This is a genomic window from Arthrobacter sp. BG5, assembly GCF_056680155.1.
Genome location: NZ_CM155268.1, coordinates 36,660 through 56,915, shown reverse-complemented (window position 1 = coordinate 56,915; position 20,256 = coordinate 36,660). Strand labels below are relative to the sequence as shown.

Sequence of the window (20,256 nt, the reverse complement as noted above, 5' to 3'; positions counted from 1 at the left end):
AGAGAGCAGGGTTGTTATGAATCCCTTGATCATCCTGACCGCAGTCACCGGCCTCCGCGATGGCGGCCGGCCGGGCACCGCTCTCCGGCCCATCCAGGCCGCTGACGTCCCTGAGCTCTCCGAGATGTACCGCGACTCCTACGCCGACAGCCTGCCGCAGCCTCCGGACCGCTCCTCCGGCTGGATCGACACCCTGCTCGCCGGAGCCCGGGGCCGGCACGTTCCGGAAGCCTCCGCGGTCAAGGCGGCCCCCGACGGGCAGCTGGCGGCAGCCATCATCGTCACGGAACCGGCCCCGGGAGTCAAAGGCGACTGGGACAGCGTGATCGCGGAACTGTTCACCCACCCCGACCACCGCCGGCAGGGGCTGGCCGAAGAACTGCTGGGCCACTGCCTGCACACGCTGCACACCCTGGGCCGGGAACGGGTCGCCGTCACCGTGGACAGCGGAAACTCGGCCGCGCTGGCCCTCTACCTGTCCCGCGATTTCCGCCGGCTGTCCGACGACGACGACGGCGACTAAGGACGCCGGCGCTCCCTTCCCCGGCCCGCGCCGCCGGTGCTAGCTTGTCCGGATGGACGTCCTCGACTGGCTGCTCGACTCCGACCCCGCGATCCGCTGGCAGGTCCTGCGTGACCTCACGGACGCGCCGCCGGAGGAACTGGCCGCCGAACGGGGCCGGGTCGCCGAGCAGGGATGGGGCGCCCGCCTGCTGGCACTGCAGGGCAATGACGGGCAGTGGGACGGCGGCACCTACTTCCCGGCACCGTTCGACGGCTCGGAGCCCGGCCAGCCCTGGACCGCGACGACCTACACCCTGCTGCTGTTGCGCGACTTCGGGCTTGACCCGCACAGCGGTGCCGCACGCAACGCGGTCGAAGGCGTCCGGAACAACAGCCGCTGGGAAGAGGGGGGCCAGCCGTTCTTCGACGGCGAGGTGGAACCCTGCATCAACGGCATGGCCGTCGCGCTCGGGGCGTACTTCGGCGAAAACGTCGACGGCGTCGTGGCGCGGCTGCTCGACGAACAGCTCGACGACGGCGGCTGGAACTGCGACGCCGACCGGGGCTCGACCCGATCCTCCTTCGGCACCACCATCAACGTCCTGGAGGGGCTGCTGGAGTACAGGCAGGCAACCGGCGGCACCCCCGAGGTAGCCGCGGCGCGGCAGCGCGGCGAGGAGTATCTGCTCGAACGCAGCCTCCTGCGCCGCAAGAGTACCGGGGAGGTGATCAACCCGGCCTGGCTCCAGTTTTCCTACCCGGTCCGCTGGCACTACGACGTGCTGCGCGGCCTCGATTATTTCCGGGCCGCCGGTGGCGCGCCGGACGGACGGGTCGGGGAAGCCTTGGCGCTGGTGGAGTCGAAGCGCCGGCCGGACGGCACCTGGCTGTTGGAGAACAGCCATCCGGGCCGGATCCACTTCCCGCTCGACGACGGGGACGGCCGTCCGAGCCGGTGGAACACCCTGCGAGCGCTGCGCGTGGTGCAGTGGTCGGAACGCTCATAGGTATTTGTAACTTCGATGGAAATATGGCTACATTGACCTTTACGCAACGCATCAAGGCTTTTTGGGGGAAACATGAACAAGGCGCAACGACGCGCGCATATGGAGCCGCCGTGCCCGGCGTGCGGCTCACGGGTGGTGCCGACCTGGAAGGACGAGCGCTCCCTTGCGGCACGCCAGCCCGACTGGCAGGTCAGCGCGCGGCAGTGCAGCAGCCAGGCCTGCACCATGAACGACCCGGGGAACTGGTAGCGCCGCCACGCCGCGGGCCGGGTGCCCGTGGATCGGAGTCCGCGTGAGCGTTCGCAGCGCAGGCCTCCTGTTGTACCGGCGGGGAGCGCAGTCGCAGCCGGAATTCTGGATCGCCCACATGGGTGGTCCGTTCTGGGCCCGCAAGGACGCCGCCGCCTGGTCCATCCCGAAGGGCGAGTACACCACGGACGAGGATGCCCTGACAGCCGCGCGGCGCGAGTTTGCCGAGGAAATCGGCACGGCCCCGCCCGACGCCGACTACTTCCCGCTGGGCAGCTTCCGGCAGGCCTCCGGCAAGGTCGTCACAGTCTTTGCCGCCGAAGCCGACTTCCGGCCGGAACGGGTCGTGAGCAACACCTTTGAGCTGGAGTGGCCAAAGGGCTCCGGCGTGATCCGCAGCTATCCGGAGATTGATGACGCCGCCTGGTTCGGGGAGGCGCAGGCGCGGCGCAAACTGGTGCGCGGCCAGCTCCCGGTCCTCGACGCCCTCCTGGCGCACCTCCGCGGCACCGGCTGGCCAGCCCCATCACAAATGTGACAACTATCTTGATTGAAGTGTCACAAGACATCCGGGTAGTGTGACAGGCACTGTCAGAAACATACGGCCCTAGCCCGGGAGCGAGCATATGCAACATGTAGGACGTCGACTGTCCGCCGTCACGGCGGCACTGGCCCTGAGCGTGGCAGGCGGGACCGTTGCCAGCCCCGCATTCGCTGATCCCCGCGCGACCCAAAAGACTCCCACGGCCAGCGGCTACGGCGGCGCCGTGAGCACGGTGGATCCTGAGGCCTCGGCGGCGGCGCTCGAGGTCCTCCGCAAGGGCGGCAACGCCGCGGACGCCGCCGTGGCCGCGGCCGCGACCCTCGGCGTCACCGAACCCTACAGCGCCGGAGTCGGCGGCGGCGGCTACTTCGTCTACTACGACGCTAAATCCGGCCAGGTCGGCACGGTTGACGGCCGCGAAACCGCGCCGGCCGCGATGCCGCACGATGCGTTCATCAACCCGGCAACGGGCCAGCCCTACCGTTTCACCCCCGACCTTGTCACGAGCGGGGTGGCCGTGGGTGTCCCCGGCACCCCGGCCACCTGGCAGCGGGCCCTCGAGCGCTGGGGAAGCCTGAGCCTGGGCGAGGCCCTTCGGCCGGCCATCAAGGTCGCCACCCGCGGCTTCGTGGTCGACAACACGTTCCGCCAGCAGACCCTTGACAACAAGGCCCGCTTCGCGGCGTTCCCCGCGACCAGCAGCCTGTTCCTCCCCGGCGGCGACGCCCCCGCCGTCGGCAGCATTTTCCAGAACCATGACCTGGCCGCCACGTACCGGCTCCTCGCGCAGCAGGGCACGGACGGCTTCTACACCGGCCCGCTCGCGGCCGACATCGCCGCCACGGTACAGGCCCCGCCAAAGGCCGCCGGCGCCGGGCTGCCCGTCCCGGCCGGGTTCATGACCACGGCCGACCTCGCCGCCTACCGCGCGGCGGACCAGGCCCCGACCCACGTGAACTACCGCGGCCTGGACGTCTACGGCATGGCGCCCTCCAGCAGCGGCGGCACCACGGTGGGCGAGGCGTTGAACATCCTGGACCCGGCCAATCTCTCCGGGATGTCCCGGGCCGGGGCCCTGCACCACTACCTGGAGGCCAGTGCCCTGGCGTTCGCCGACCGCGGCAAATATGTGGGCGACCCGGCACAGGTGGACGTGCCGACGGCCGCCCTCACCGACCCGCTCTTCGGCAAGGAACGCGCCTGCCAGATCGACCCGCAGCACGCCGCGGCCAAGCCCGTCGCACCCGGGAACGTAGCCGCGTACGACGGCGTGTGCCCGGCGTCGACCGTGGCGCCCGCCGAGGAGAAGGACACCGAGAACATCTCCACGACCAACCTGACGGTCGCGGACAAGTGGGGCAACGTCGCCGAGTACACGCTCACCATCGAGCAGACCGGCGGCTCCGGCATGGTGGTACCCGGCCGCGGGTTCCTGCTCAACAACGAACTGACCGATTTCTCCACTGTCTACGACCCGAAGGATCCGAACCGGATCGAGCCTAATAAGCGGCCGCGCTCCTCGATGGCGCCGACCATCATCCTGAAGGACGGGGCCCCGTTCGTTGCGCTCGGCTCGCCGGGCGGGTCGACGATCATCACAACGGTCCTGCAGACCATCCTGAACCGGGTGGACCTGGGCATGACCATCTCCGAGGCGATCGCGGCACCCCGCGCCTCGCAGCGGAACACGGCCAAGGTCACGGCGGAGCCGGAGTTCATCAGCGCCTACGGCAGCGAACTTGCCCCGTTCGGCCATCTCCTCAGCCCGTCCGGGGACGCGTTCACGTCGGCGGCGGAGATCGGCGCGGCGACCGCGATCGAGTTTGGTCCGGGCGGCAGGATGGTGGCCGCGGCCGAGCCGGTCCGGCGCGGCGGCGGTTCGGCGGTGGTGCTCAACTCCTCACGGTAGGCTCCGGCCGGGGCGGGCAGCGCCTTAGGCCAACCGACGGGCTAGCCCTGCCGGCTGGCCGGGTCGAGGCCCTTGACGTACGCGGCCTGCCCGACGTGCTGCAGGCAGTCGGCCAGGGTGCTGACCAGCCGCACCCCCAGGGTGACCGGCGGGTTCCACCGGGTGTCGACGACGCGGTCCAGGTCGTCGTCGGCGAGGGAGTCCAGGAACCCGGCGGTCTGCCGGTGCACGGCGTCGTAATAGGCGAGCAGCAGTTCCGGCGCGGCGCGGACGGCGTCGACCTGGCTCCGGGTGTGGCCGTAGCCGGTGTCCCGTTCCGGAAGGGGAAGGCCGAAACGGGCGGCGAAGCCCTGGGAAGTCCAGACCTGCTCCAGTCCGGCCGCGGAGGCAAGCTGGGCATCCTCCACCCGGGCCAGGTGCCAGATCAGCCAGGCCATCGAGTTGCCGCTGCCGGCCGGGCGCCGGGCCAGGGCGTCGGCGTCCGCCCCGTCCAGCGCGGCGGCCACGGTCTCGTGGATCCGGCCAAAGGTGTCAAGCAGCAGTTCGTTGGCTCTCATGACAGTTCCCTCCGGGTGCATTGTCGCGGAGCCCCCATGCTGGCACGGACGGAACCGGTTGCGCTATCACTTCTGGGTTGTTCCGGGCGGGGCAGAGTCCTGCGGTCGCGGCAAAGGGACCATCCGTGATGGAGCTAGCTGCTGGCTCCCGGTGCTCCGAACAGCAACGCGGGGTCACTTAGCGCCCGTCCGAGGTTCCGGAACGGGCGCTAAGTGACCCCGCGTTGGGGTTGGAGGGCCTGGGCGGGGAGCCGGTCCGCCAGGCCCTTTCGCCTGAACAGTTCAGGCGGACGGGCCTGCCGCTTTTCATGCGTGGTTGCCCCCCGTCCAGGGGCACTTTGACGGCGATGTTCGACGCCGGCACCCTGGCCGGCGGCGTGTCCGCGCCGAAGTGCCCCCGGACCGCAGCCTCGCCCCGGTCAGCCCAGGTGGACGACCGGAGCGATCACGACGGCGATGCCAACGAGGTGCTCCCCGCGGTTCCGGGCGGCTTCCGGCGGACTCCGGCCCGGCTTGGGCCGGTTCCGGGCACCTCCCAGCGGCTTCCGGCGCGCTCCCGCCCGGTTTTCCGCGGAAACACCGACGCCGGACCGGAGACACGCCGGACAGTTCCGCGCGTCGGAGCTAATAACCGGGCAGGAGCGCGCGGGGCGTGGTTCCCGGCCCGGATCCGGCACCGGCGGCTGTGCTACATTTCGGCCCATGACCTCGCACCCGCCCAGCCACCATGCCGACGCGCCCGCCGCCGCCGCGATCGGCCTCCTGGCGCGGCAGGGCTTTGACGCAACGTCCGTGGATGACCTGGCGGACGCGGCTGGCATGAGCCGCAGCACTTTCTTTCGGAAGTTCGGCTCCAAGGAGGACGTGGTCTTCGCCGACCACGAGCGGATCCTGCGGCAGGTGACCGACAGCCTGGCGGAAACGATGCAGGAACCGCTGGCCGCGATTGTGGACGCCGCGCTGCTGGTGTTCAACCACCACTTGCGGAACCCGGAGACGTCCCGCGCGCGCTACGAGCTGATGCAGGCCGTGCCGGCGCTCCGCGACCGCGAACTGGTCACCTCCCACCGGTACGAGAGGGCCTTCCTGCAGCACCTGCTGGAAACGCTGCCCGACGTCGAACACCCCGAATACCAGGCCGTGTCCTTCGCCGCGGCGGTGGTCGCCGTCCACAATGCTTTTCTCCGCCGCTGGCTGCGCACGCCGGCCGGTAGCTCCGAGGAAACCGGGGACCGGAGCAGATCCACTGCGCTCGCGGACGAACTGCGCGCCCTCTCCGACATTTTCCGGCCGGCGTTGCTCGGTACTGCCGCGGCGCCGGCGGCCCCGGCCGTGGTGGTGACGGTGCTGACGGCGGGAGCGGACCGGGAGGCCGTGGTCCAGGCCGTCCGCGACGCGCTGCCCTGACGGTCGCCGCGCACACCTGGCACGCGCGGCCCTGACACCGAGTTTCTTGACGTGGGACTAAGTTTCACTGCATCCTTAGTCGATGTGGCCTGAGCCACAGCATGCGGGCGGAGAAACCCGCCGTCGAGACAGAGGACCAAACACATGACGACGACGTCGCCCGGTATTGGGCTTAGCGCCACAGCGGCCGCCGCCCAATTTCCGGCCGGAACGATGGAACCCGACTATGTCCTGACCGAGGCCCTGGGCACCGATCCGGCCTCCGTGTTCGCCGGCATCAGTGACGAGGACCGCGGCTACTGGGACCGCGCCCGGCGCTTCGTCCAGGACGAGGTCCTTCCCGTGATCGACGGCTATTGGGAGCGCGCCGACTACCCCGTGCACCTGCTGCGGCGCCTGGGTGAGCTGGACCTGCTGCGGGACGGCGTCGCGGTGGACGGCTTCGCCCCGATGAGCAGGATGGCGGCCGGCCTGGTGAACATGGAAATCAGCCGCGGGGACGGGTCCGTGGCAACCATGATCGCGGTCCAGGGCGGCCTGGCCCTGCGTTCCATCGCGGAGTGCGGGTCTGCCGCACAGCAGGAACAGTGGCTCCCCGCGGTCGCCGCCGGCAAGGAGTTCGCCGCGTTCGCGTTGACGGAGCCCACGCACGGCTCGGACTCGGTGGCCCTCGAATCCACGGCCACCGGCACGGACGGCGGCTTCCTGCTAAACGGCGAGAAGAAGTGGATCGGCAACGGCTCGGTCGGCGGCGTCAGCGTGGTGTGGGCCCGGGGCGAGGACGGCCAGGTGCACGGTTACCTGGTACCGCAGGACTCCCCCGGCTACGCCGCGACGAAAATTGAAGGCAAGCTGGCCCTGCGCGCCATCTGGCAGGCCCACATCCGGCTCGAAAACGTCTTCGTCCCGCAGCAGAACGTGCTGCCGGGGGCCCGGTCCTTCAAGGACACCGCCCGGGTGCTGCTGGCCACCAGGCTGGGAGTCGCCTGGTCCGCCGTCGGGCATGCCACCGCCTGCTACGAGACCGCGGTCCAGTACGCCAAGCAGCGCCAGCAGTTCGGCCGGCCGCTGGCCGCCTCCCAGATTGTGCAGGAAAGACTGGCCCGGATCCTCAGCGAACTGGCGACCATGCAGCTGATGGTCGTCCAGATGACCCGCCTCGATGAGCAGGGCTCGCTCACCCCGGAACAGGCCTCGCTCGCCAAGTACACCTGCACCCGCACCGCACGCGGCATTGCCTCCAACGCCCGGGATCTCCTCGGCGGCAACGGCATCCTGCTGGCAAACCGCGTCGCCCGGCACCTTGCCGACATCGAGGCCATCCATACCTACGAGGGCACCGAAACGATGCAGGCCCTCATCATCGGGCGCGGGATCACCGGCACCTCCGCTTTCGCCTGACCTGCGCCGAACCTGTCCACCCGAAAGGACTCCCGTGAACCAGAACGCCAACATCCCCGTCATCCTGGGCGGCGCCCGGACCCCCTTCGGCCGCTTCCGCGGCGGCCTGACCCCCTTCTCCTCCAGCGAGCTGGGCGCCCACGCCATCCGGGCCGCCCTGGAACGGTCCGGCGTCGGCCCCGGACAGATCGAAGCCGTCATCGTCGGCCAGGTTATCCAGGCCGGAGCTGGCCAGGGCCCCGCCCGGCAGGCCAGCCTGGCGGCCGGGATCGGGTGGGACGTGCCCACCGTCACGATCAACAAGCTCTGCCTGTCAGGGCTCACGGCCGTGATCGACGCGGCCCGGATGATCCGCGCAGGCGAAGCCGACTTCATCGTCGCGGCCGGCCAGGAATCCATGACCAACGCCCCGCACCTGGTGCCCGGGCTCCGCGCCGGGGTCGTGATCGGGGACGCGCCGATGCTCGACTCGCTGAACCGGGACGGGCTGCAGGACCCGGCCAGCGGCCAGTTGATGGGCGAGGCCACGGACGCGGGCAACGCCGAGCGCCAGATCACCCGGGCCGAGCAGGACGCCGTCGCCGCCCGGTCCCACCAGCGGGCCGAAGCCGCGCGCGCCGCCGGCGTCTACGCCGAGGAAATCGCCCCGATCGAGGTCCCCCAGCGCAAGGGGGCCGCCCTGACGCTCACGGATGACGAGGGGATCCGCCCCGAGACCACCGCCGAATCCCTGGCCCAGCTGCGCCCGGCCTTCTCCAAGGACGCAGCGGCCACCATTACCGCCGGGTCTTCCTCCCCGCTCTCCGACGGCGCGGCAGCCCTCGTGATCGCCAGCAAGGCGGCTGCGGAGGCTGCCGGGCTGGAATGGATCGCCGAAATCTGCGCCCACGGCCAGACCGCGGGTCCGGACGGATCCCTGCATTCCCAACCCGCGCGTGCCGTTGAACTCGCGCTCAAGCGTGAGGGCCTCTCCGTGCAGGACCTCGACCTGGTGGAGATCAACGAAGCCTTCGCCTCCGTGCTCATCCAGTCCGCCAAAGACCTGGGCATCGACCCCGAAGACGTCAACGCCGACGGCGGCGCGATCGCCCTCGGCCACCCGGTGGGCGCCTCGGGCGCACGCCTGGTCCTGCACCAGGCGCTTGCCCTCAAGCGCCGCGGCGGCGGCACCGGCGTCGTCGCCCTGTGCGGCGGCGGCGGCCAGGGCGACGCGCTGATCCTCAAAGCATGACCATCCCAACGAAGAAGCAGGCCATGAACACCACCAATCCCGAAGAAGGCTTCGGCACCATTTCCGTCGCGGCCATCCTGGCCGAATCCGCCCGCAGGACTCCGGACAGCATCGCGCTGATCGTTGGTGCGGACGAAACCAGCTACGGCGAACTCTGGCGCGCGACCCGCGCCTACGCCGGGGCCCTCCGGGCACGCGGCATCGGCCCCGGAGACGCGGTCGCGGTCCTGATTCCCAACGTTCCGGACTTCGCGCGGGTGTACTACGCCATCCTGTCGCTGGGAGCCATTGTGGTTCCGGTGCACGCGCTGCTCAAGGCCCGCGAAATCGAATACGTCCTGCAGGACAGCGGCGCCAGGATGTTGATCTGCGCCGCCGGACTGCTGAAGGAGGGCGCCGCCGGCGCCGCCGCCACCGGCGTCGATGTCCTGACGGTGATGGCGTCCGACGACGGGCTGCCGCGGCTCGAGGCCGAGGCGGCCGCGGCCGAACCCATCCGCAGCTACGTGCCCTGCCGGCCGTCGGACACCGCCACGATCCTGTACACCTCCGGCACCACCGGCAAGCCCAAGGGCGCCCTCGGCACACATTTCGCACTGGTGGAGCAGACGTCCGTGCTGCTGACGAGCGTTATGGACTTCAAACGCGGCGACGTCCTCTTCGGCGGCCTGCCGCTCTTCCACACCTTCGGCCAGACCGTCGTCCTCAACGCCGGACTCCGCGCCGGCGCCACGATCGTGATGATGCCCCGGTTCAGCGGCGAGGGGGCGCTCGAGCTGCTGACCCGGCACAACGTCAACATCTTCGTCGGGGTGCCGACCATGTATGTGGCACTGCTGGAAGCTGCCAAGGCCGGCGCCGCGCTGCCGCCGGCCCTCCGCTACGGGATCTCCGGCGGGGCGTCCCTCCCCCTGGCCGTGATGGACAAATTCCGCGACGTGTTCGGGATCGACATCCACGAAGGCTACGGCCTCACCGAAACATCCCCCGTCGCCGCGTTCAACCACGTCGGCACGCCGCCCCGGCCCGGCACCATCGGCGTCCCGATCTGGGGGGTCGACATCGAAATCGCCCGCGCCGAGACAGTTGAAAGCATCGAACTGCTGCCGGCCGGGGAACTCGGCGAGCTGGTCATCCGCGGACACCTGCTGATGAAGGGTTACCTCAACCGGCCGGAGGCGACCGCCGAAGCGATCGTCGATGGCTGGTTCCGCACCGGGGACCTTGGCACCAAGGACGAGGACGGATACCTGCGGATCGTGGACCGCAAAAAGGACATGATCATCCGCAACGGCTACAACGTCTATCCCCGCGAGGTCGAGGAAATCCTGCTGTCCCACCCGCAGGTGGTCAGCGCCGCCGTCTACGGCATCCCGCACGATGTCCACGGCCAGGAAATCGCGGCCGCGATCGTGCTCGACGCGGGATCCACCGCCACCGAGGCCGAGCTGATCGAGTTCGCGAGCGCCCAGCTTGCCGCGTACAAGTACCCGCGCGTGGTCAGGCTGCTCGCGGAGCTCCCGCTCGGTCCCAGCGGGAAGATCCTCAAACGAAACCTGGCCACCGAGTCCGCAGGGGCACAGTAGGGCCGGGGCCGCGGAGGGGCCACCCGGCGCCGGGCAGCGCCAGGGCGGGGCAGCGCCAAGGCCGGCAGTCCGGGTCGGGGCGGGGCCATCCGGCGACGGCGTTCCACCGCCGGTCTGCCGGGCATTGACCCTCATCGATAAACTGGCGGTGAGTGCCGCACCCACGCGGGCAAGTCCCCGTCCCGGGTCGGCGCGGGCATCAACGAGCCAAGGGAGAACGCCATGCCTGCTGTCCGGGTTTTCCAGTCGCCGAGCCGCCGCGGCTCCACGTATTGCTGCCGGGTTCCGGCGTGAAGTTTCTCCAGGACGCGCCCCGGTTCCTGTTCTTCACCGGCAAGGGCGGCGTGGGAAAGACGTCCATAGCGTGCGCAACCGCGCTTGCCCTGGCGAGGACGGGCAAGAAGATCCTGCTGGTCAGCACCGACCCCGCCTCCAATGTGGGCCAGGTCTTTGGCATCAGCATCGGGAACACCCTGGCGGCCATCGCGGGGGTCCCGGGCCTTTTCGCCCTCGAAATCGACCCGGAGCAGGCCGTCGAGGCCTACCGCGAGCGGATCCTCGCACCCGTCAGGGGAGTCCTGCCGGCGGCTGAACTGGCCGGCATCGCCGAAAGCCTTTCCGGTTCCTGCACCACGGAGATCGCCTCCTTCGACGAGTTCACCAACCTCCTCGCCGACGAAGGCTCCTACGGGGAGTATGAGCACATCGTCTTCGACACCGCCCCGACGGGCCACACGCTGCGCCTGCTGCAGCTGCCCGGCTCCTGGACCGACTTCCTGGCGGCCGGCAAGGGCGACCCGTCCTGCCTGGGCCCGCTGTCGGGGCTCGAAAAGCACAAACAGGTGTATGCCAAGGCAGTCGAGGCCCTCACCGATCCGGCGAGGACCCGGCTCGTCCTGGTCAGCCGCGCGCAGACCTCGGCGCTGGCCGAGATCGAGCGGACCTATTTCGAACTCAACCAGCTCGGCATCGGCGGCGCGTACGTCGTGGTCAACGGCGTCCTGCCGGAAGCTGCCGGCGGGGAGGAGCTGGCGCGTGCGCTGCGCGCCCGGGAGGCCGCTGCCATCGCCGCCATTCCGGCGGCGGTCGCCGGGCTGCCCCGCGATGTCCTGGACCTAAAGCCAGGCAACATGGTCGGCATCCCGGCGCTGGAGACCCTGTTCGCGCGCACGTCCGACGCCGGCGGCGCGGCGGACGCGGGGCTGGTCCCCGCAGCCGACGACGCCGGGATCCAAGACGCTCCGCTGGGCGCGCTGGTGGACGAGATGGAATCCGGCGGCCACGGGCTCCTGCTGTGCATGGGCAAGGGCGGGGTCGGGAAAACCACGGTCGCCGCCGCAATCGCGGTCGCCCTGGCCAAGCGCGGCCACGCGGTTCACCTCACTACGACCGATCCCGCGGCGCACCTTACCGAGACGCTCCACGGTTCCGTGGACGGCCTGACCGTCTCCCGGATCGATCCGGAGGCGGCCATCCAGGAATACCGCAGCCACGTAATGGCGACCAAGGGCCGGAGCCTGGACGAGGAAGGACGCGCGGCGCTGGCCGAGGACCTGCTTTCCCCGTGCACCGACGAGGTGGCCGTGTTCCGGCAGTTCTCCCGGGTGGTGCAGGAGTCCCGCCGGCACTTCGTGGTGATTGACACGGCGCCCACGGGCCACACGCTGCTACTCCTGGATGCCACCGGTTCCTACCACCGCGAGATCGCCCGCCAGGTGGGCGACACCATGGGCTTCGTGACGCCGCTGATGCGGCTCCAGGATCCGGCGCAGACCAAGGTGGTCCTGGTAACGCTGGCTGAACCAACCCCGGTGCTCGAAGCGGAAGAACTACAGGCCGACCTGGAACGGGCCGGGATCCACCCGTGAGCCTGGGTGATCAACAACTCGATCGCCGCCGCGCACCCCCGGACACCGTTCCTGCGGGCCCGCGCCGCGGGCGAACTCGAACAGATCACCAAGGTGCATGCCCTGGCGGACCGGATTGCCCTCATTCCGCTGCTGCCTGAAGAGCCCATCGGCGAAGACAAGCTAACGGCACTGACGGCCCTCAGCTCCCAGCCAGCCTGACGCGGGGCCGGCCCGGCGCGGGTCAACCTGACGCAGTGCCGCCGGGGCGGTGCGTGGTTACCCGCCCAAGCCCTGCGCCAGCAGCGCCTCGAGGTCCCGGGCGGTGGCGTCCAGCCTGGCGATCGTGTCGCGCTGGATCGCCCGCAGGTACTCGGCGTCGGACTCCCCGTCCTGGACCCAGTTCTCATCCCCCGGTGAGTCCATCATCTGACGCGTGTTCGCGGTTGCGGTCCTGACGTTCTCCAGCATCGCCCGCAGCCGGTCTTCAGGGGCAGGGGTTTCGGCATTCATGGTGTCCTCCTTGCGTACGGTGGCAACAGCAGCTCCCTGGGGACTAGCCTTGCCGCCGCTGCACAGAGGGCACAAGACCTAAAGGACCTGTGTACGCCGTTCGATCAGGACGGTGTCCCGCCACTGGCCCGCCGCCGGCCCGTGCGCCATCCGGGCGATTTTTTCCCGGTGTCCCACCACCCTGAAGCCGTGGGCGAGGTGGAGCCTCAGGCTCGGCCTGTTCTCCGGAAAGACACTCGCCTGGATGGTCCAGATGCCGGCCTGTTCGGTCGCGGCAATCAGAGACTGGAGAAGGATAGCCCCGATCCGCCGGCCGCGCGCCGCCTCGGAAACATAAATGGAATGTTCAACGACGCCGGCGTAGACCGGGCGGGCGGAGACGGCGGAGACGGCCGCCCAGCCGAGGATCCCGGCGTCGGGCCCCTCCGCCACCAGGCGGTGCGCCGCCAGCCGCGAAGCGTCGAAACGGCGCCAGTCCGGCGCCTCGACCTCGAACGTGGCCTGCCCGGTGGCGATCCCCTCCTGGTAGATCCGCCGGACCTCGGGCCAGTCGGATTCCTGCATCGGCCGGACGGTGTATTCGGCCGTGAGCCCGGCTGCGGATTCGGCCGCGGCGCCGGCCGGGGTACCCCCGGTCACAGCGACGCCAGGAGCCCGGCCGCCTGCTCGATCGCGCCGGGCACCAGCGAGTAGTAGGCCCAGGTGCCGCGTTTTTCGCGGTGCAGCAGGCCGGCGTCGACCAGGATTTTGAGGTGGTGCGACACGGTGGGCTGGCCCAGGTCCAGCGGCTCGGTCAGATCGCAGACGCAGGCTTCCCCGTCCCCGGCGCCCTTCACGATGGAGAGCAGCCGCAGCCTGTTGGGGTCAGCCAGGGCCTTAAACACCAGGGCCTTGCGCTGGGCATCCTCTGCGCTCAGGACGGCCTGGTCGGACGGTGCACAGCAGGCCTCGTCGACGGCCGGCTCAAGGGTTTGCAGAGAATTCATGTGTCTATTATACACATGGATTGACATTCATCGATATAGTTGGCAATACTTCCTATCGATAACCATCAATCTTTTGCCGAGCTGTCCGCAACGGGCCGCGCCGGCGCAGTACAGGAGTTTCGTGAGCATCCAGACCGACCAGTCGCCCGACGTCGACGGTGAGGCTGCCGTCGCCGGCAAGCTCTCCACCCTGGACCGCTTCCTGCCGGTCTGGATCATCGCCGCCATGGGTCTGGGCCTGCTGCTGGGCAGCTTCGTCCCGGGCCTGAACACCGCCCTCGAAGCCGTCAAGGTCGGCGAGGTCTCCCTGCCGATCGCCGTCGGCCTGCTGGTGATGATGTATCCGGTGCTCGCCAAAGTCCGCTACGACCAGGCACACCGCGTGATCGGCGACCGCAAACTCATGGTCACCTCCCTGGTCCTCAACTGGGTGCTCGCGCCTGCGTTCATGTTTGCGCTGGCCTGGATCTTCATCCCCGACCTGCCCGAGTACCGCACTGGGCTGATCATTGTGGGCCTGGCCCGCTGCATCGCCATGGTGATGATCTGGAACGACCTCGCCTGCGGCGACCGCGAGGCCGCGGCCGTGCTGGTGGCCATCAACTCCGTCTTCCAGGTCATCGCGTTTGGAGCCCTCGGCTGGTTCTACCTGCAGCTGCTGCCGTCCTGGCTGGGCCTGCCCACTACCAGCGCGGACTTCTCCTTCTGGTCCATCACCGCCTCCGTGCTGGTGTTCCTGGGTATCCCGCTGCTGGCCGGCTTCCTCACCCGCACCCTCGGCGAAAAAGCAAAGGGCCGCGACTGGTACGAAGCGAAGTTTCTGCCGAAGCTCGGCCCCTGGGCCCTGTACGGCCTGCTCTTCACCATCACCCTGCTCTTCGCCCTGCAGGGCGGCACCATCACCTCCCGCCCGCTGGACGTGGCCCGGATCGCGCTGCCGCTGCTGGTCTACTTCCTGGTGGTCTTCGGCGCCGGCATGCTGATCGGCAAATGGCTGGACCTCGGCTACGCCAAAACCACCACCCTGGCGTTCACCGCCGCGGGCAACAACTTCGAACTCGCCATCGCCGTGGCGATCGGCACCTTCGGCGTCACCTCCGGGCAGGCCCTGGCCGGCGTCGTCGGCCCCTTGATCGAAGTCCCGGTCCTTGTTGGACTGGTTTACGTGGCCCTCTGGGCCCGCAAACGCTACTTCGCCGCCAGCCCCCTTTCCGCCTAACCCCCAGAAACTTCAGGAGAACACCATGAGCACCGAGACCGCCAAGAAGCCCTCCGTTTTGTTCGTCTGCGTCCACAACGCCGGCCGGTCCCAGATGGCCGCCGCCTTCCTCACCACCCTGGGCAAGGGTGAGATTGAGGTGCGCTCCGCCGGCTCCCAGCCCGCCGAAAAAGTCAACCCGGCCGCCGTCGAGGCCATGGCCGAGCTGGGCATCGACATGTCCGCCGAAATCCCCAAGGTCCTGACCACTGAAGCCGTCAAGGAGTCCGACGTCGTGATCACCATGGGCTGCGGCGACACCTGCCCGATCTTCCCCGGGAAGCGCTACGAGGACTGGGAACTTGAAGACCCGGCCGGCCAGGGCGTCGACGCCGTCCGTCCCATCCGCGACGAGATCAAGTCCCGCATCGAGGACCTCATCGCCTCCCTCACCCCCGCCGCCAAGTAACCAGGACCAGGAGCCTCTCATGAGCACCCAACAACTGATCATCATCGGATCCGGCCCCGCCGGCTACACCGCGGCGATCTACGCCGCCCGGGCCGGGCTGGCACCGCTCGTCATCGCCGGCGCCGTCACCGCCGGAGGCGCCCTGATGAACACCACCGAGGTGGAGAACTTCCCCGGTTTCCCCGCCGGCGTCCAAGGCCCGGAGCTGATGGACGGGCTGCAGCAGCAGGCCGAGACATTCGGCGCCCAGGTGGTGTTCGACGACGTCACCGAGGTCCAGCTCACCGGCCACCTCAAGCGGGTCGTCACCGGAGCCGGCGAGACCCACGAGGCGCCCGCCGTGATCCTCGCCACCGGGTCCGCCTACAAGGAGCTCGGCCTGCCGGAAGAGAAGAAGTTCAGCGGCCACGGCGTCTCCTGGTGCGCCACCTGCGACGGCTTCTTCTTCCGCGACCAGGACATCATCGTGGTCGGCGGCGGCGACTCCGCGATGGAGGAAGCGACCTTCCTGACCCGCTTCGGCAAGACCGTGACCGTGGTCGTGCGCAAGAACGAGCTGCGGGCCTCCCGGATCATGGCACAGCGCGCCAAAGACAACCCCAAGATCCGCTTCGCCTGGAACTCGGCCGTCACCAAGATCCACGGCGAGTCCAAGGTCACCGGCGTCACGCTGACGGACACCATCACCGGGGAAACCCGCGAACAGGCCGCCACGGGCATCTTCGTCGCGATCGGCCACGTGCCGCGCACCGAACTGCTGACCGGCCAGGTGGAGCTTGACGCCGAGGGTTACATCAAGGTCGACTCCCCCACCACCGTCACCAACCTCAGCGGCGTCTTCGCCTGCGGGGACGCCGTGGACCACCGCTACCGGCAGGCCATCACCGCCGCCGGCACCGGTTGCGCCGCCGCCCTCGACGCCGAACGCTACCTCGCCGCCCTCGACGACGCGGACAGCATCGCCACCGCCCTGGTCGAGGACCCCACCCACGCCTGACCGACGCGTCCCCGTCCGGCCGATCCCACGAGGACCGGCCGGGCGGGGCAGCAAATGACCCGCCACCCCATCGGATGAAACAGAGGACACCATGGCTGTACCCAACACCCTTCCCGTTGCTGTCATCGGAGCCGGACCCATCGGCCTCGCCGCGGCAGCACACCTGCTTGAACGCGGCCTGGAGCCGCTGATCCTCGAGGCAGGCCCGGCCCCGGCCGCAGCGATCGAACAGTGGCGCCACATCCGGCTGTTCTCCCCGTGGCAGTACAACACCGACGCCGCCGCCGTCCGCCTGCTCGCCGCGACCGGCTGGGAAGCACCGGAACCGTCGGTGCTGCCCACCGGCGGCGACCTGATTGACCGGTACCTCACCCCGCTGGCGTCGCTGCCCGCGATCGCGTCCCGCCTGCACACCGGCGCCCGCGTCATCGCGGTGACCCGCCTCGGGATGGACAAAACCCACTCGCGGAACCGCGGCACCACCCCCTTCGTGGTCCGGGTAGAACACGCCGACGGCGAGGTCCGCGACTACCAGGCAGCTGCCGTCATCGACGCGTCCGGCACCTGGTCCACCCGTAACCCGCTCGGCACCTCCGGCCTGCCCGCGGTTGGCGAAACCGCCGCGGCGGCCCACGTCTCCTCTCCCCTGCCGGACGTCCTGGGACGCGAGCGTGACGCCTTCGCCGGGCGCACCGCCGTCGTGGTCGGTGCGGGCCACTCCGCCGCCAACACCCTGATCAACCTCGCCGAACTCGCGGCCCAGGTGCCCGGAACGAAGATCATCTGGGCGATCCGCGGCGCCTCGGCGGCCAAGGTCTACGGCGGCGGCGACGCCGACGGCCTCGCCGCCCGCGGCCAGCTCGGCAGCCGGCTCCGTGCCCTCGTGGAGGGCGGCACCGTGGAACTGCACACCGGCTTCGGGATCGCCGGCGTCGCCGCGGAGGGCGGCGCCGTCACGCTCACCGCGACCGACGGCCGCACCCTCGGCGCCGACGTCGTGGTCCCGGCCACCGGGTTCCGCCCGAACCTGGACATGCTCCGTGAACTCCGGCTCGAACTCGACCCCGGTGTCGAGGCGCCCCGCGAACTGGGCCCCCTGATCGACCCCGAGTTCCACTCCTGCGGCACCGTCGAACCGCACGGCGCCCGCATGCTGGCCCACCCGGAGCAGGACTTCTACATTGTCGGCATGAAATCCTACGGCCGGGCCCCCACCTTCCTGCTCGCCACGGGTTACGAACAGGTCCGCTCCGTCACTGCCGCCCTGGCCGGAGACCGCGAAGCAGCCGACACCGTCCAGCTCGAGCTACCGGAGACCGGCGTCTGCTCCTCGGACATTGGCACCAGTTGCGACGTTCCTGCCGCCGTACCTGCAGGTTTCGTGGCGGAGACCTCCGGCGGCTGCTGCGGGGCGCCCGAGCCGGTGCTCGTGGGATTCCCCACCGGACTGGCCCACGGCCGCTCCGGCGGGAACTGACCTCCTTCGCCTGATCCCGTCAACCGACCACTGGAGTGCAGACATGACTGACCACACTGAACACGGCCTGGGCCTGCAGGACAACACCGAAGTCCTGCACCGGATCAGTGCGCGGCTCGCCGACCGGTTTGCCGGCGTCTTCGCCGCCGAGACGGTGGAACGCTACGTCTTCGAGTCCTACGCGGCCCTGGCCCGGACCGCGAAGATCAGCACGTACTTGCCATCCACCACCGAGCATTTCGCGAGCGACAGGCTCAATGCCCTGGCCAAGTCCAAGGGCGCGGTTACCAGCGACGTCCCGGAGGTGCTGTTTGTCTGCGTGCAGAACGCCGGCAGGTCGCAGATGGCCGCCGCCCTGCTCACGGTCGAGGCCAAGGGCAGGATCCGGGTGCGCTCCGCCGGCTCCCAGCCGGCCGCCGAACTGGATCCTGCCGTCGTCGCGGCAATGACCGAGATGGGCCTGGACCTGACGAAGGAGTACCCCAAGCCCCTCACCGACGATGTGGTGCGCGCCTCCGATGTGGTCATCACGATGGGCTGCGGCGACTCCTGCCCGATCTACCCGGGCAAACACTATGAGGACTGGGAGCTCGCTGACCCGGCCGGACTGCCCGTTGCGGCCGTGCGGATCATCCGCGATGAGATCCACGACCGGGTCAAGGCACTGGCAGCAACACTGCTTACCAACCCCGGCACAGGCAAGGAAGAATCAAACCCATGACCCAGACCACGAAAACGCCCGGTGTCCTGTTCGTCTGCAGCAAGAACGGCGGCAAATCCCAGCTCGCCGCCGGGCTGATGAACCAGCTCGCGAACGGAGCCGTCACGGTGTACTCCGCCGGGACCAAACCCGGCAGGTCGCTGAACCCTGAGTCCGTGGAATCCCTGGCCGAACTCGGCATTGATATCACCGGCGAACACCCCAAACCCATCACCGACGCAGTCCTGGAGGCGGTCGACGTCGTCATCGTCCTGGGCAATGAGGCCAAAGTAGACGCCCCCGAGGGCAAGCGGCTTGAGGTCTGGGATACGGACGAGCCCTCCGAGCGCGGCATCGACGGCATGGAACGCATGCGCCTGGTCCGGGACGACATCAAGGCCCGGGTCCAGAAGCTGTATGCGGAGCTCACCGGGAGCTAGGCCGTGCCCGCCCCGGCGCCATCCCGGACTCTGGTCGCGGAGGGTGCACCGCGCGGCGGCCTGGCCGCGCTGTGCATCACCCAGACGACCGGGTGGGGCGTGCTCTATTACGCTCTGATCGCGGCGGTCCGGCCCATCAGCGAGGACACCGGCTGGGATCCGGCCCTCGTGACGGGAGCCTTTTCCGCAGGGCTGCTGCTCTCCGCGGTGGCCGGCATCTTCGTTGGCAGGATCCTCGACCGGACCGGGCCGCGCACACTGATGATCGGCGGGTCCCTGACGGGCGTGGCGGCACTGCTCCTGGTGGCGGCGGCGCCGACCCTGCCCCTGTTCTTCGCGGGGTGGCTGCTGGCCGGCAGTGCGCAGGCCGCAGTGCTGTACCAGCCGGCCTTCACGGTGATCAGCCGCTGGTACGGCCCGGCCCGGCTGCGGCCCCTTACCATCCTGACCCTCGCCGGCGGATTCGCGTCCACCATCTTCGCCCCCGCCACCGCCGCCCTGACTGCCCTGTTCGGCTGGCGGGCCGCCTTTGTCATCCTCGCCGGGATCATGGCACTCATCACGGTTCCGCTGCATGCCCGGTTCCTGAACCGGAACTGGTCCCCGGCCGCCGGCGGCACCGCCGCCGGGGAGCACCGTGCGCTCGCACGGGCCGTACGGCGAAGCCCGGAATTCCTTGGCCTGCAGGCGCTCATGGTCCTCCTTGGCCTGGGCCTCTACACCGTGACGCTGAACATCATTCCGCTGCTGCTCGAGAAGGGCGCCGACTACGCCACGGCCGCGCTGGGGCTTGGCCTGGTGGGTGCCGGGCAGGTGGGCGGCCGGCTGCTGTTCGCCGCCATCCCGTCCGGTGCCCGGCTGCCCGTCATCACCGGCACGGCGGCGGTCGCCCTGCTGATCCTGGCGACCCTACCGGGTCCGGTGCCGGTACTGGTCGCGGCCGGAATGCTCGCCGGCGCGGTCCGTGGGTGCCAGACCCTGCTGCAGGCCACGATTGTGGCCGATCGCTGGGGCGCCCGGAACCTGGGCACGCTGCAGGGGATCTTCTCGGCCCCGCTGACAGCGGTAATCGCCGTAGCCCCGGCCGCGGGCCCTGTGCTGGCGGCCTGGCTGGGAACCTATACGGCCATGACGTACGCCATGGCCGCAGCAGCAGGAACCGCAGCCGTTCTCGCCGCCGTCGCGGGCCTGCGGGCCGCCCGGCCAGAGCCGGTCGGCTGAGCGCCAACCTGGG

General features: G+C 69.8%; 22 protein-coding genes. 18 read left to right on the top strand and 4 right to left on the bottom strand.

Going from position 1 to position 20,256, the window contains the following annotated elements; translation table 11 throughout:
- Nucleotides 1-16 precede the first annotated feature (16 nt).
- From AC1MBE_RS00290 to ggt, 5 genes are all read left to right on the top strand, one after another.
- Nucleotides 17-523: an N-acetyltransferase family protein gene (locus AC1MBE_RS00290; RefSeq protein WP_479779998.1), complete on the top strand. Its 507-nt coding sequence runs from the start codon at nt 17-19 to the stop codon at nt 521-523.
- Nucleotides 524-575: 52 nt separating this feature from the next.
- The gene (locus AC1MBE_RS00285) at nt 576-1,511 is read left to right on the top strand and encodes a hypothetical protein (RefSeq protein ID WP_479779996.1); all 936 of its coding nucleotides are present in this window, start codon (nt 576-578) and stop codon (nt 1,509-1,511) included.
- Between the two features lie 72 nt (nt 1,512-1,583).
- The gene (locus AC1MBE_RS00280) at nt 1,584-1,760 is read left to right on the top strand and encodes a DUF7340 domain-containing protein (RefSeq protein ID WP_479779994.1); all 177 of its coding nucleotides are present in this window, start codon (nt 1,584-1,586) and stop codon (nt 1,758-1,760) included.
- Between the two features lie 43 nt (nt 1,761-1,803).
- Nucleotides 1,804-2,298 (top strand): NUDIX hydrolase, encoded by a 495-nt coding sequence (locus AC1MBE_RS00275; RefSeq protein ID WP_479779992.1) that lies wholly within the window; start codon nt 1,804-1,806, stop codon nt 2,296-2,298.
- Between the two features lie 88 nt (nt 2,299-2,386).
- Nucleotides 2,387-4,213 carry a gamma-glutamyltransferase gene (gene ggt, locus AC1MBE_RS00270; protein WP_479779990.1) on the top strand — a complete coding sequence of 609 codons (1,827 nt, stop codon included), beginning with the start codon at nt 2,387-2,389 and terminating at the stop codon, nt 4,211-4,213.
- Nucleotides 4,214-4,254: 41 nt separating this feature from the next.
- Here ggt and AC1MBE_RS00265 read toward each other — a convergent pair whose 3' ends face one another.
- Nucleotides 4,255-4,770, bottom strand: a complete 516-nt coding sequence (locus tag AC1MBE_RS00265; RefSeq protein ID WP_479779988.1) for a mycothiol transferase — start codon at nt 4,768-4,770, stop codon at nt 4,255-4,257.
- 702 nt (nt 4,771-5,472) lie between these two features.
- On the opposite strand from AC1MBE_RS00265, the gene AC1MBE_RS00260 reads away from it, so the two are divergent.
- The 6 genes from AC1MBE_RS00260 to AC1MBE_RS00235 all read left to right on the top strand — a co-directional run bounded on the left by AC1MBE_RS00260 (nt 5,473) and on the right by AC1MBE_RS00235 (nt 12,464).
- Complete coding sequence (locus AC1MBE_RS00260; protein WP_479779986.1) at nt 5,473-6,177, top strand: TetR family transcriptional regulator; 705 nt, start codon at nt 5,473-5,475, stop codon at nt 6,175-6,177.
- A gap of 144 nt (nt 6,178-6,321) precedes the next feature.
- On the top strand, nt 6,322-7,578 hold the full coding sequence (locus AC1MBE_RS00255) for an acyl-CoA dehydrogenase family protein (protein ID WP_479779984.1): 1,257 nt from the start codon (nt 6,322-6,324) through the stop codon (nt 7,576-7,578).
- A 34-nt stretch (nt 7,579-7,612) separates the two neighbouring features.
- Nucleotides 7,613-8,809: an acetyl-CoA C-acetyltransferase gene (locus tag AC1MBE_RS00250; protein ID WP_479779982.1), complete on the top strand. Its 1,197-nt coding sequence runs from the start codon at nt 7,613-7,615 to the stop codon at nt 8,807-8,809.
- Nucleotides 8,806-10,395, top strand: coding sequence for a long-chain-fatty-acid--CoA ligase (locus AC1MBE_RS00245; protein WP_479779980.1), 1,590 nt, complete (start codon nt 8,806-8,808; stop codon nt 10,393-10,395). The genes AC1MBE_RS00250 and AC1MBE_RS00245 overlap by 4 nt, the downstream gene beginning before the upstream one ends.
- 290 nt (nt 10,396-10,685) lie before the next feature.
- Nucleotides 10,686-12,263 (top strand): arsenical pump-driving ATPase, encoded by a 1,578-nt coding sequence (arsA, locus tag AC1MBE_RS00240; protein ID WP_479779979.1) that lies wholly within the window; start codon nt 10,686-10,688, stop codon nt 12,261-12,263.
- Nucleotides 12,264-12,269: 6 nt separating this feature from the next.
- On the top strand, nt 12,270-12,464 hold the full coding sequence (locus AC1MBE_RS00235; protein WP_479779977.1) for a hypothetical protein: 195 nt from the start codon (nt 12,270-12,272) through the stop codon (nt 12,462-12,464).
- A 57-nt stretch (nt 12,465-12,521) separates the two neighbouring features.
- On the opposite strand, the gene AC1MBE_RS00230 is transcribed toward AC1MBE_RS00235, so the two are convergent.
- The 3 genes from AC1MBE_RS00230 to AC1MBE_RS00220 form a co-directional block, all read right to left on the bottom strand.
- Entirely contained in the window at nt 12,522-12,755 is a 234-nt protein-coding gene (locus AC1MBE_RS00230; RefSeq protein ID WP_479779975.1) for a hypothetical protein, read from the bottom strand.
- 78 nt (nt 12,756-12,833) lie between these two features.
- Nucleotides 12,834-13,319: an N-acetyltransferase family protein gene (locus tag AC1MBE_RS00225; protein WP_479782697.1), complete on the bottom strand. Its 486-nt coding sequence runs from the start codon at nt 13,317-13,319 to the stop codon at nt 12,834-12,836.
- Between the two features lie 71 nt (nt 13,320-13,390).
- The gene (locus tag AC1MBE_RS00220) at nt 13,391-13,741 is read right to left on the bottom strand and encodes an ArsR/SmtB family transcription factor (protein ID WP_479779973.1); all 351 of its coding nucleotides are present in this window, start codon (nt 13,739-13,741) and stop codon (nt 13,391-13,393) included.
- A 127-nt stretch (nt 13,742-13,868) separates the two neighbouring features.
- Between AC1MBE_RS00220 and arsB the strand changes: the two genes are divergently transcribed.
- From arsB to AC1MBE_RS00185, 7 genes are all read left to right on the top strand, one after another.
- On the top strand, nt 13,869-14,960 hold the full coding sequence (arsB, locus tag AC1MBE_RS00215; protein ID WP_479782695.1) for an ACR3 family arsenite efflux transporter: 1,092 nt from the start codon (nt 13,869-13,871) through the stop codon (nt 14,958-14,960).
- Between the two features lie 25 nt (nt 14,961-14,985).
- On the top strand, nt 14,986-15,408 hold the full coding sequence (locus AC1MBE_RS00210; RefSeq protein WP_479779971.1) for an arsenate reductase ArsC: 423 nt from the start codon (nt 14,986-14,988) through the stop codon (nt 15,406-15,408).
- Between the two features lie 19 nt (nt 15,409-15,427).
- Entirely contained in the window at nt 15,428-16,405 is a 978-nt protein-coding gene (gene trxB, locus AC1MBE_RS00205) for a thioredoxin-disulfide reductase (RefSeq protein WP_479779970.1), read from the top strand.
- A 91-nt stretch (nt 16,406-16,496) separates the two neighbouring features.
- On the top strand, nt 16,497-17,882 hold the full coding sequence (locus AC1MBE_RS00200; protein WP_479779969.1) for an FAD-dependent oxidoreductase: 1,386 nt from the start codon (nt 16,497-16,499) through the stop codon (nt 17,880-17,882).
- 43 nt (nt 17,883-17,925) lie between these two features.
- Nucleotides 17,926-18,603, top strand: a complete 678-nt coding sequence (locus tag AC1MBE_RS00195) for an arsenate reductase ArsC (RefSeq protein WP_479779967.1) — start codon at nt 17,926-17,928, stop codon at nt 18,601-18,603.
- Nucleotides 18,600-19,022, top strand: a complete 423-nt coding sequence (locus tag AC1MBE_RS00190; protein ID WP_479779966.1) for an arsenate-mycothiol transferase ArsC — start codon at nt 18,600-18,602, stop codon at nt 19,020-19,022. Before AC1MBE_RS00195 ends, AC1MBE_RS00190 begins: the two co-directional genes overlap by 4 nt.
- A 3-nt stretch (nt 19,023-19,025) precedes the next feature.
- Complete coding sequence (locus AC1MBE_RS00185) at nt 19,026-20,243, top strand: MFS transporter (protein WP_479779964.1); 1,218 nt, start codon at nt 19,026-19,028, stop codon at nt 20,241-20,243.
- Nucleotides 20,244-20,256: the final 13 nt, after the last annotated feature.

Excerpts from the sequence above, each read along its gene's own strand:
- AC1MBE_RS00290 (WP_479779998.1), top strand. The coding sequence starts at position 17 with ATGAATCCCTTGATCATCCTGACCGCAGTCACCGGCCTCCGCGATGGC.
- AC1MBE_RS00285 (WP_479779996.1), top strand. The coding sequence starts at position 576 with ATGGACGTCCTCGACTGGCTGCTCGACTCCGACCCCGCGATCCGCTGG.
- AC1MBE_RS00280 (WP_479779994.1), top strand. The coding sequence starts at position 1,584 with ATGAACAAGGCGCAACGACGCGCGCATATGGAGCCGCCGTGCCCGGCG.
- ggt (WP_479779990.1), top strand. The coding sequence starts at position 2,387 with ATGCAACATGTAGGACGTCGACTGTCCGCCGTCACGGCGGCACTGGCC.
- AC1MBE_RS00265 (WP_479779988.1), bottom strand. The coding sequence starts at position 4,770 with ATGAGAGCCAACGAACTGCTGCTTGACACCTTTGGCCGGATCCACGAG.
- AC1MBE_RS00260 (WP_479779986.1), top strand. The coding sequence starts at position 5,473 with ATGACCTCGCACCCGCCCAGCCACCATGCCGACGCGCCCGCCGCCGCC.
- AC1MBE_RS00255 (WP_479779984.1), top strand. The coding sequence starts at position 6,322 with ATGACGACGACGTCGCCCGGTATTGGGCTTAGCGCCACAGCGGCCGCC.
- AC1MBE_RS00245 (WP_479779980.1), top strand. The coding sequence starts at position 8,806 with ATGACCATCCCAACGAAGAAGCAGGCCATGAACACCACCAATCCCGAA.
- AC1MBE_RS00230 (WP_479779975.1), bottom strand. The coding sequence starts at position 12,755 with ATGAATGCCGAAACCCCTGCCCCTGAAGACCGGCTGCGGGCGATGCTG.
- AC1MBE_RS00225 (WP_479782697.1), bottom strand. The coding sequence starts at position 13,319 with ATGCAGGAATCCGACTGGCCCGAGGTCCGGCGGATCTACCAGGAGGGG.
- AC1MBE_RS00220 (WP_479779973.1), bottom strand. The coding sequence starts at position 13,741 with ATGAATTCTCTGCAAACCCTTGAGCCGGCCGTCGACGAGGCCTGCTGT.
- AC1MBE_RS00210 (WP_479779971.1), top strand. The coding sequence starts at position 14,986 with ATGAGCACCGAGACCGCCAAGAAGCCCTCCGTTTTGTTCGTCTGCGTC.
- trxB (WP_479779970.1), top strand. The coding sequence starts at position 15,428 with ATGAGCACCCAACAACTGATCATCATCGGATCCGGCCCCGCCGGCTAC.
- AC1MBE_RS00200 (WP_479779969.1), top strand. The coding sequence starts at position 16,497 with ATGGCTGTACCCAACACCCTTCCCGTTGCTGTCATCGGAGCCGGACCC.
- AC1MBE_RS00195 (WP_479779967.1), top strand. The coding sequence starts at position 17,926 with ATGACTGACCACACTGAACACGGCCTGGGCCTGCAGGACAACACCGAA.
- AC1MBE_RS00190 (WP_479779966.1), top strand. The coding sequence starts at position 18,600 with ATGACCCAGACCACGAAAACGCCCGGTGTCCTGTTCGTCTGCAGCAAG.